General features: G+C 64.1%; 5 protein-coding genes. 2 read left to right on the forward strand and 3 right to left on the reverse strand.

Annotated features, from left to right (window positions below):
- Together WBR57_RS12195 and WBR57_RS12200 are read left to right on the forward strand one after the other, a co-directional pair.
- The coding region (locus WBR57_RS12195; RefSeq protein WP_424084043.1) for a non-ribosomal peptide synthase/polyketide synthase at nt 1-6,269 on the forward strand (6,269 nt) is incomplete at its 5' end.
- Between the two features lie 142 nt (nt 6,270-6,411).
- Nucleotides 6,412-7,377: a hypothetical protein gene (locus tag WBR57_RS12200; RefSeq protein WP_424084044.1), complete on the forward strand. Its 966-nt coding sequence runs from the start codon at nt 6,412-6,414 to the stop codon at nt 7,375-7,377.
- Between the two features lie 8 nt (nt 7,378-7,385).
- Here WBR57_RS12200 and dsbG read toward each other — a convergent pair whose 3' ends face one another.
- The 3 genes from dsbG to dsbD form a co-directional block, all read right to left on the reverse strand.
- The gene (dsbG, locus tag WBR57_RS12205; RefSeq protein WP_424084045.1) at nt 7,386-8,147 is read right to left on the reverse strand and encodes a thiol:disulfide interchange protein DsbG; all 762 of its coding nucleotides are present in this window, start codon (nt 8,145-8,147) and stop codon (nt 7,386-7,388) included.
- On the reverse strand, nt 8,123-8,968 hold the full coding sequence (locus WBR57_RS12210) for a prolipoprotein diacylglyceryl transferase family protein (protein WP_424084046.1): 846 nt from the start codon (nt 8,966-8,968) through the stop codon (nt 8,123-8,125). The genes dsbG and WBR57_RS12210 overlap by 25 nt, the downstream gene beginning before the upstream one ends.
- Nucleotides 8,968-10,097: protein-disulfide reductase DsbD (dsbD, locus tag WBR57_RS12215; RefSeq protein WP_424084047.1), on the reverse strand; the 1,130-nt coding region annotated here is incomplete at its 5' end. The genes dsbD and WBR57_RS12210, both read right to left, overlap by 1 nt.

A 10,097-nucleotide genomic window follows, 5' to 3' on the forward strand; every position in this document is an offset into this window, starting at 1 on the left:
GCGTCGGCCCGCAGGTGCGGGTCGGCCTGGCGCTGCCGCGCTCGCTGGAAATGGTCATCGGCCTGCTGGCAATCCTCAAGGCGGGCGGCGCCTATGTGCCGCTGGACCCGGAATACCCGCTGGACCGCCTGCATTACATGATCGAAGACAGCGGCATCGGCCTGCTGCTCAGTGACGCGGCGATGTTCGCAGCCCTGGGCGAGTTGCCGGCGACGCTAGCGTGCTGGTGCCTGGAAGACGATTCGCCGCTGCTGGCCAATTACCCGGCCGGTGAACTGCCGTTTATCAGCCTGCCGCAGCATCAGGCGTACCTGATCTACACCTCCGGCTCCACCGGCAAGCCCAAAGGCGTGGTGGTGTCCCATGGTGAAATCGCCATGCATTGCCAGGCGGTGATCGAGCGTTTTGGCATGCGCGCGGACGACTGCGAACTGCACTTCTATTCGATCAACTTCGACGCCGCCACCGAGCGGTTGCTGGTGCCATTGCTCAGCGGCGCGCAGGTGGTCTTGCGCGCCCAGGGCCAGTGGGATGCCGAAGAAATCTGCGCGCTGATCCGCACCCACCGCATCACTATCCTTGGCTTTACCCCGAGCTACGGCAGCCAGTTGGCGCAGTGGCTGGCGACCCAGCAGCAGACCTTGCCGGTGCGCATGTGCATCACCGGTGGCGAAGCGCTGACCGGCGAGCACTTGCAGCGTATCCGCGCGGCGTTCCAGCCGCAGGTGTTTTTCAATGCCTATGGCCCGACCGAAACCGTGGTGATGCCGCTGGCGAGCCTGGCGCCGCAGCAGCTCGAAGAGGGCGCCGGCAGCGTGCCGATCGGCAGCATCATCGGTGACCGCGTGGCCTATATTCTCGACGCTGATCTGGCCTTGGTGCCGCAAGGTGCGACCGGCGAGTTGTACGTCGGCGGGGCGGGTCTGGCCCAGGGTTATCACCAGCGTCCGGGGATGACCGCCGAGCGTTTTGTCGCCGACCCGTTTGCCAGGAATGGCGGCCGTGTGTACCGCACCGGCGACCTGGTGCGCCAACGCGCCGATGGCCTGGTGGAGTACCTGGGGCGTATCGACCATCAAGTGAAGATTCGCGGTTTCCGCATCGAGCTGGGCGAGATCGAAACCCGCCTGCTCGAACACGAAGCCGTGCGCGAAGCAGTGGTGCTGGCGCTGGATGCGCCCAGCGGCAAACAGCTGGTGGCGTACCTGGTCAGCGATGCCGAGCACGGCACCCTGCGCGACGCGCTCAAGGCGCACCTCAAGGCGCAATTGCCGGACTACATGGTGCCCGCGCACCTGATCGTACTGGACAGCATGCCGCTGACCGCCAACGGCAAACTCGACCGCCGCGCCTTGCCGCAACCGGATCCAGAGGCGAATCGCCAACACTACGTGGCGCCGCGCAATGCGCTGGAGCAGACCCTGGCGGCGATCTGGTGCGCGGTACTGAACGTGCAGCAGGTTGGCCTCGACGATAACTTCTTTGAACTGGGCGGTGACTCAATCCTGTCGATCCAGGTGGTCAGCCGCGCGCGTCAGGCCGGGATTCATTTCAGCCCGCGCGACCTGTTCCAACACCAGACCGTGCAGACCCTGGCCGCCGTCGCCACCCGCACCGAGCAGGTCAAGGCCGAGCAGGGCGTGCTGACCGGCAGCTCAGGTCTCACACCGATCCAGCACTGGTTCTTCGACACTGACATCCCCAACCGTCAGCACTGGAACCAGGCATTGCTGCTCAAGCCGCTGCAACTGCTCGACCCCCACCGCCTGGAGCGAGCGCTGCTGGCGGTGCTGGAACAGCATGATGCGCTGCGCCTGAGCTTCACCCGGCGCGAGGCCCAATGGCATGCCGAGCATCGGGTTGTGCCGCAAGGTGGCGTGCTGATGCAGGCGCAAGTGCGCGATATGGCGCAGTGCACCGCGCTGTTCACCGACACCCAGCGCAGCCTTGACCTGGAACACGGCCCGCTGCTGCGCGCCTTGCTGGTCGATGGCCCTGAAGGCCAGCAGCGCTTGTTGATCGCGATCCATCACCTGGTGGTGGACGGCGTGTCGTGGCGCGTGTTGCTTGAGGATTTGCAAACCGTCTACCGCCAGCTCAGCGACGGTCAGTCGGTTAACCTGCCGGCCAAGACCAGCGCCCTGCGCGACTGGGCCGCGCGCCTGCAAGCTTATGCCGGCAGCGAATCCCTGCGTGAAGAATTGAGCCTGTGGCAGGACCAGTTGGCGGGGCCTGCCGTCGCATTGCCGGTGGATCGCCCGCAAGGTTCGCTGCGCAATCGGGATGCCGATACGCTGAGCGTGCGCCTGGATGCCGAGCATACTCGCCAGTTGCTGCAACAGGCACCGAGCGCCTACCGCACCCAGGTCAACGACTTGCTGCTGACGGCCCTGGCCCGTGTGCTGTGCCGCTGGAGCGGCCATGAGTCTGCGCTGGTCCAACTCGAAGGCCATGGCCGCGAAACCCTGTTCGACGAGATCGACCTGACCCGCAGCGTCGGCTGGTTTACCAGCGCCTACCCACTGCGCCTGACACCGCTGCAAATCGAAGAAGCAGCCGGGCAGGGCGCTTCGATCAAGGCGATCAAGGAGCAACTGCGCGGCGTGCCGCACAAAGGCCTGGGCTATGGCGTGCTGCGCTACCTCGCCGACGACCTGTGCAAGCACACCATGGCCGCCTTGCCGACGGCGGACATCACCTTCAACTACCTCGGCCAGTTCGACCAGAGCTTCGGTGCCGATGCGCTGTTCCACCCGCTGGATGAGTCGGCGGGCCTGGCCCACGACCCGGATGCACCGCTGCCCAACGCGCTGAGCGTGGACAGCCAGGTGTATGGCGGCGAGTTGGTGCTGCGCTGGACCTACAGCCGCGAACGCCACGACCCACAGACCATCCGTGACCTGGCGGAGGCGTACCTGGCTGAGCTGCAAAGCCTGATCGCGCATTGCCTCAGGGACGACGCCGGCGGCCTCACGCCGTCCGACTTCCCCCTGGCGCACTTGAGCCAATCGCAACTCGACAGCCTGCCGGTGCCGGCCAACGCCATCGAAGACGTGTACCCGCTGACGCCGATGCAGGAAGGCCTGTTGCTGCACACCCTGCTGGAGCCCGGCACCGGCCTCTACTACATGCAGGACCGCTACCGCATCAACAGCGCATTGGACCCTGAGCGTTTCGCCCAGGCCTGGCAGGCCGTGATCGCGCGCCACGAAGCCCTGCGTGCGTCGTTCTGCTGGAACGTCGGCGAAGACATGCTGCAAGTGATCCACAAACCGGGCAGCACGCCGATTGACTACCTGGACTGGAGCGCCGACCCGGAAAGCGAACAGGAGCCGCGCCTGCAAGCACTGCTCAAGGCCGAGCGCGAAGCCGGTTTCGATCTGCTCAACCAGGCGCCGTTCCACCTGCGCCTGATTCGCGTTGGCGAGGCGCGCTACTGGTTCATGATGAGCAACCACCACATCCTGATCGATGCCTGGTGCCGTTCGTTGCTGATGAATGACTTTTTCGATATCTACATGGCACTGGGCGAAGGCCGCGAGGCGCAACTGGCCACGCCGCCGCGTTACCGCGACTACATCGCCTGGCTGCAACGCCAGAACCTGGCCGAGGCACGCCAGTGGTGGCAGCAGAACCTGCAAGGGTTCGAGCGCACTACGCCGATCCCGAGCGACCGGCCGTTCCTGCGCGAACACGCCGGCCACAGCGGCGGCATGGTGGTGGGTGATTGCTATACGCGCCTTGATGCCCGCGACGGCGCGCAACTGCGTGAACTGGCCCAGGCCCATCAGCTCACCGTCAACACCTTCGCCCAGGCGGCGTGGGCGTTGGTGCTGCGGCGCTTGAGTGGCGACCGCGACGTGCTGTTCGGCGTCACCGTGGCCGGGCGCCCGGTGGAAATGCCCGAGATGCAACGCACCGTCGGCCTGTTCATCAACAGCATCGCGCTGCGAGTGAAGTTGCCGCAGGACCACCAGCGTTGCAGCGTGCGCCAGTGGTTGAGCGGTTTGCTCGACAGCAACATGCAGCTGCGCGAGTACGAATACCTGCCGCTGGTGACGATCCAGGAACACAGCGAGCTGCCCAAGGGCCAGCCGCTGTTCGATAGCCTGTTCGTGTTCGAGAACGCCCCGGTGGAAGTCTCGGTGCTGGATCGTGCACAAAGCCTGAACGCCACCTCGGACTCCGGCCGTACCCACACCAACTTCCCGTTGACCGCCGTGTGCTACCCAGGCGATGACCTCGGTTTGCACCTGTCCTACGACCAGCGTTATTTCGACGAAACCACCGTGCAAGGCATGCTCGGCGAGTTCAAGCGCTTGCTGCTGGCATTGGTGCAGGGCTTCCATGGCGACATGGCCGACCTGCCGCTGATCGGCGAGCAGGAGCGGGAATTCCTGGTGCACGGCTGCAACCAGAGTGAGCACGCCTATCCACTGGAGCGCAGCTATGTCGAGCTGTTCGAAGCGCAGGTGAACGCACATCCGCAGCGAATTGCCGCGAGCTGCCTGGGCCAGCAATGGACCTATGCCGAGCTGAACCGGCGCAGTAATGGCCTGGGCCACGCGCTGATCGCGGCGGGTGTCGGCCTGGACCAACCGGTGGCGTTGCTGGCCGAGCGCAACCTCGGCCTGCTGGGCATGATCATCGGCAGCTTCAAGGCCGGTGCCGGTTACCTGCCGCTCGACCCTGGGCTGCCGAGCCAGCGCCTGAGCCGCATCATCGACCTGAGCCGCACGCCATTGCTGGTGTGCACCGAGGCGTGCCGCGAGCAGGCGATCGAACTGCTCGACGGCGTCGACTGCCAGTTGCTGGTGTGGGAGGAAGTGCCTGGCCGCGGTGAAAACCCAGGCGTGTACAGCGGCCCGGACAACCTCGCCTATGTGATCTACACCTCGGGTTCCACCGGCCTGCCCAAAGGCGTGATGGTCGAACAGCGCGGCATGCTCAATAACCAATTGAGCAAGGTGCCGTACCTGGACCTGAGCGCTGCGGATGTGATCGCCCAGACCGCGTCGCAGAGTTTTGATATTTCCGTGTGGCAATTCCTCGCGTCGCCGCTGTTCGGCGCGCGGGTGGATATCGTGCCGAACACCATCGCCCACGATCCGCAGGGTTTGCTCGCGCACGTTCAGGCGCAGGGCATTACCGTGCTGGAAAGCGTGCCGTCGCTGATCCAGGGCATGCTGGCCCAGGAACGCATGGGCCTGGACGGCTTGCGCTGGATGCTGCCGACGGGTGAAGCGATGCCACCGGAGCTGGCGCACCAGTGGTTGCAGCGTTACCCGGAGATTGGCCTGGTCAACGCTTACGGCCCCGCGGAGTGCTCGGATGACGTGGCGTTCTTCCGCGTCGACCTGGCGTCGACCCGTGGCACTTACCTGCCGATTGGTACACCGACCGACAACAACTGCCTGTACCTGCTGGATGGCGCGCTGGAGCTGGTGCCGCAAGGCGCCGTCGGTGAGTTGTGCGTGGCCGGCACTGGTGTGGGGCGCGGTTACGTCAGCGACCCATTGCGCACCGCCCAGGTGTTTGTGCCGAACCCGTTCGGCGCGGCGGGCGAGCGGCTCTACCGCACGGGCGACCTGGCCCGTCGGCGCAGCGATGGGGTGCTGGAATACGTCGGGCGCATCGACCATCAGGTGAAGATTCGCGGTTACCGCATCGAGCTGGGTGAAATCGAAGCGCGCCTGCACGAGCAACCGGAGGTGCGTGACGCGGCGGTCGGCGTGCAGGAAGGCGTCAACGGCAAGCACTTGGTGGGGTACCTGGTGGCGGCGGATGAAGGGTTGAACCCAAGCGATCGCCTGGACCGCATCAAGCAGCGCCTGCGCGCCGAACTGCCGGAGTACATGGTGCCGCTGCACTGGCTGTGGCTCGAACGCCTGCCGCTGAACGCCAACGGCAAACTCGACCGCAATGCGCTGCCGGCCCTGGAAATCGGCCAGTTGCACAGCCAGGACTACCTGGCGCCGCGCAACGAACTGGAAACCACTTTGGCCGCCATCTGGGCTGAAGTGCTCAAGGTTGAGCGTGTGGGCGTCCAGGACAACTTCTTCGAGCTGGGCGGGCATTCGTTGCTGGCCACGCAGATTGCCTCGCGGGTGCAGAAAACCCTGCAACGGGATGTACCGCTGCGGGCGATGTTCGAGTGCAGCACGGTGGCGGAGTTGGCCGAGTACATCGACGGGCTGGCGGCCAATGAGATCAGCGCGGACAAGGTGGATCGCCTGAGTGACTTGATGGCTGAACTGGAGGGACTTTAAGGGCTATATAACCATTGGTCGGGTAGCGCGGTTTTGGCTGAAAACCTGTCAACTTTGACAGTAGCCAGGGCGTGCTGCCCGGGCATTGAATGTCTCCTGTGGCATGGCTGATGTGTATCTACCCTGCACTGGAGACTTTACCGTGGCTAAAAAAACAACCTTGAGCGTCGCAGTGCCCTCCGAGATCAAACCCGGAGAGTTGAACCACCCCGGGGTCACCAGGACGGTGACTGTCCGGCGTACGGTTACTCGGGTTTGCGAGGTGATCACTGACCTGCACTTCAGCGTGCCGGCGCAGTTGCCCGAACCGCAGGTGCGTGAGGCACAGAACGGCGTGTTGGACTTGCGCACCTTCACCGGGGATGCCACGGCCTTTGTGCCTAAATGGGCGTTCATCGAGGTGGGGCACAACGCCTGGATGGATTGTAAGGGCTACCTCAAGGACGGATCGGTCTACACCTTCCACGTGATGGTGGGTAAAGCGATTACGTCCAGCGACGTCAAGAACGGTGTGTCGCGTACGCTTTCCCGCAGCGAGCTGGAGAAATTCCCTGACCACGCCACCTTGACCGTCACGCTCAAGGTCCGGGCGGATGCCTGTGGTGAGCACGGGCCGATGATTGTATGTCCCGCGTTGAACCTGACCTTGCGTAAGCCATATCGCGACCTGACCGATTTCAATGACCAGAAACTGGGCCGCTGGGCTATTGGCACAGGGGCGCCAGACCCAAGGGACATCACCATCGCACCCGTGGCCCAAGGCCCCGATGGTAAACCTGGCTTTAGCGCGCGCAATTACACCTATTCAGAGGCCAGTGCGGGGCCGATTCTACAGAGCGTCTTCGATGATCTCTGCGAAGGTGACACCTATCGGTTTTCTGTGAAAGTACGTCGAGATGGGGATGCGTATAAAACGCCCAAGTTGTCGTTGCGTCAGGATTCGGTGGATAAAACCCCTGTGCTGAACCTGATGGGCATTGACTGGCAGACCTTGAGTTTTACCTTTGTAGCGGGCGCCGCCCCGGTATTGCTGGAGCTCCACAGCCATGAAACTTCAGGCATGGGGAACGATTGGTACATGGACGATTTCCTGGTTGAAAGTGTTTAAAGGGCGGTTTATTTGGGCCCCATGATCTTCACCAACTTCTCCGGCGACGGTGCGCCCTGCTGTTGCTGCAACTGGCCCTTGTCATCCAGATAGAAAATCGCCGGCGTCGCCGACAGCTCCAGCTCTTCCATCAACTTCATGTTGGCATCGAGCTTGGCCTCAATGCCGGCCGGGATCTTGTCCAGCGCCTGCAGCGTGCTGGCTTTGCCGGCGGCCTCATGTTCTTCGAGGGCTTTTTGCGGGTCCTTGGCGGCGAGTAGCGCGGCGGATTTGCCGGGGCTGTCTTCGCGGATAATCCCGACCATGATGTGGCGCAACTGCACCTTGCCGGCCTTGACCCATGGGCGTGCCTGTTCCCAGAACATGTTGCAGTACGGGCAGTTGGGGTCGCTGAACAGGTAAACAGTGCGCGGCGCGTTTTTATCGCCGTCCTGGATCCAGCTGCTTTTTTCCATCTTGGCCCAGACTTCCTTGGCCATCGGCGCGTACACCAGTTTTTCCAGGGGGGCGCTGCTCAAGTCATTGCCCTGGGCGTCGTAAAGGTTACCGGCGAGTACGCTTTTGCCGTCGGCGGTCAGGTACAGGGCCATGCCGCGGTTCTGGTACTGCGCGGCGTAGCCGGTGAGGCCGCTGGGGGCGTCGAACTTGCCGAGGATCTTGGCGCCCTTGGCTTCGATCTGTTTGATCGGCGCCGGCCATTCTTCGGCCTGGGCCAGGGTGGCCGCGAGCGTCAACGGCAGCAGGGTCAGCAGGTGGCGGAGGCTTGGCATGTCGGTTTCCTTTGAGGTGCAGTGTCGAAGGGTTCCATGGCACGGGCCAGGCTGGCTCGCGACAACTCGCCCAGGTGGCTGTTGATCAGGCGCCCATCGGCTTGGTAGAACAAGGTGGTCGGCAGGGCCATGGAGCCCACGGCCTGGCCGAGACGGCCGCTGGCATCGAACAGCACGTTGTCGAGGGTCAGGCCCTGAGTGGCCAGGAAGGTGCTGACGCTTTGCATGCTTTCGGCCTGGTTGACGAACAGGAAGGTCACGTCGGGGCGCTGGTGCTGCGCGCGTTCCAACACCGGCATTTCCCGCCGGCAGGGTGGGCACCAGGTGGCCCAGAGGTTGATCACCAGCGGGCCGCCTTTGTAATCGGCCAGTTGCACCACTTGGCCATTGGCGTTGCGCAAGGTGATGTCCGGCAGCTGCGAGCCCTTGTCGTACAGGCTCAGGGACACGCTGGTCATGCCCCAGAACACCAACCCGGTGATGACCCCGGCGCTCAGTGGTTTGCGCAAGGCAGGGCGGCGCCAGCTGTAAGCCAATGCGCCCAGCACCAGCGCGATCACGCCGGGCCAGGCGAGGAAACCGCCGTCGCGCAGGTCGACGATCTGCAGCGGGTCGTGGCTGTAATCGCTCCAGTACATCAACACAAAACTGATGCGTGCGACCAACATGCCCAGCAGGAACAGGCTGAACAGCACCGATTCCGGGTTTTCACCGCCACGCCTGGCCACCAGCCAACCCACCACCGTGGCGAGAATCAGCGCACTGATCAGCAGGATGTGATTCAGGGCAATGGCGAACGTGCCGATGGTCAGGGTCAGCATCAGAGGGCTTCCCGGGTCTGATTCCAGCGTTGCAGGAAGGCGCCGGCATCCACTTCGCCGGTAATGCGCTGGGCGCGGCGTTCTTCACCGTCGGGGCCGATCCACACGAAGCTCGGCGGCCCTGGCACCTTGTAACGGCCGAGCAGCTCGCGGCTGGCGGCGCTGTCGGCGGTAACGTCCAGGCGCAGCAGGCGTACGTCTTTCAACGCGTCCATGACGTCGGGTTTGCCGAACACCTGTTTTTCCATGATCTTGCACGACACGCACCAGTCGGCGTAGTAGTCCAACAGCACCCATTGACCCTGGGCCTTGGCACTGTCGAGCTGGCTTTGCAGCACTGCCGGGTCGCTGATGGTCATGAACGCTTCATGGGCGTTCGGCGCGGCGGCGGCCGCTGAGCCGCTGTAGACCTTCAACGGTTGCCACAGCTCGTCGCTGCCACCGGCCGCGCCCACCACCAGCACCGCGCCCCACAGGCCCAGCACCAGGGAACCGGCGCCGAACACCTTGGCGGCCAGGCCATATTCGCGGGCGAGTGCCCAGCCGCAATACGCCATCACCAGGGCCAATACACCCCAAAGGCCGAGCCACAGGCTTTCGCCCACCACCGGGCGAATCATCAGCACCGCAGTGCCCAGGAACAGGAAGCCGAAAACGCCCTTGAGGACGTTCATCCAGGTGCCCGGCTTGGGCAGGAAGCGGTTGCCCACGGTCACCAGCAGCAGCAACGGAATGCCGATGCCGATGCCCATGGCGAACAGGATCAGGCCGCCGTGCAGCGCATTGCCGCTCTGGGCGATATACAGCAAGGCACCGGCCAGGGGCGCGGTCATGCACGGGCCCACCAGCAGGCCGGACAACGCGCCCAAGGCCCCGGCCCCCACCAGGCTGCCGCCGCGTTGCTGGCGGCTGACGTTATCCAGGCGGTCACGCAGGAAGGCGGGTAATTGCAGTTCGAAGAAGCCGAACATCGGCAGGGCAAGAATCACGAACAATGCGGCGAAACTGCCGAGAATCCACGGCGTCTGCAGCAGCGCAGCGAGGTTGCCGCCCAGCAGCGCGGCCAGCACGCCCAGTGCCGCATACACCAGCGCCATGCACACCACGTAGCTGCTTGCCAGGGCAAAGC

Origin of the sequence: Pseudomonas sp., from assembly GCF_049590575.1 — a bacterium.
Taxonomy (GTDB): Bacteria; Pseudomonadota; Gammaproteobacteria; order Pseudomonadales; family Pseudomonadaceae; genus Aquipseudomonas.

Bases quoted from the DNA above. Each gene is read 5' to 3' on its own strand.
- dsbG (WP_424084045.1), bottom strand. From the start codon at position 8,147: ATGCCAAGCCTCCGCCACCTGCTGACCCTGCTGCCGTTGACGCTCGCG.
- WBR57_RS12210 (WP_424084046.1), bottom strand. From the start codon at position 8,968: ATGCTGACCCTGACCATCGGCACGTTCGCCATTGCCCTGAATCACATC.